This window comes from Gilvimarinus gilvus (assembly GCF_030518155.1).
Lineage (GTDB): Bacteria > Pseudomonadota > Gammaproteobacteria > Pseudomonadales > Cellvibrionaceae > Gilvimarinus > Gilvimarinus gilvus.
This window is the reverse complement of the sequence record NZ_JAULRU010000482.1, coordinates 1-318: the sequence shown is the minus strand read 5'-3', so window position 1 is coordinate 318 and position 318 is coordinate 1. Positions and strand designations below refer to the sequence as shown.

The 318-nt window shown below is 56.9% G+C and carries 1 protein-coding gene; it reads right to left on the bottom strand.

Annotated elements, in window-relative coordinates; translation table 11 throughout:
- A partial coding sequence (locus QWI17_RS09000) for a UvrD-helicase domain-containing protein (RefSeq protein ID WP_302722178.1) occupies positions 1-318 on the bottom strand: 318 nt, incomplete at both ends.

The following is a 318-nucleotide window of genomic DNA, read 5'->3' as shown; positions in this document are numbered from 1 at the left end:
GTAGGATCTGCGGGTTATGGCCGCTTCGCGCTGGGAACTTAGCGATCAGGCGCATCGAGAATCCGTCAATGGTGGAGACTCGATATGCGGAGTTAGGAACACCGGCTCGTCTCAGGCGCGCCCGTAAGGCCGCAACGCCGGCGTTCGTATGTGTCAAGACGAGGATGGGTTTGCTCTGCGTATGCGCGATGAGCGTCTCGGCAATCAATTGCGTTTTTCCACAACCTGCGGGGGCTGTTATGGAGCCACGCTCGATAGCGAAAAGATCAATCTCAGGGGGCACTTGTAAACGTCCAGAGCTGATTCGTGACTGCCATG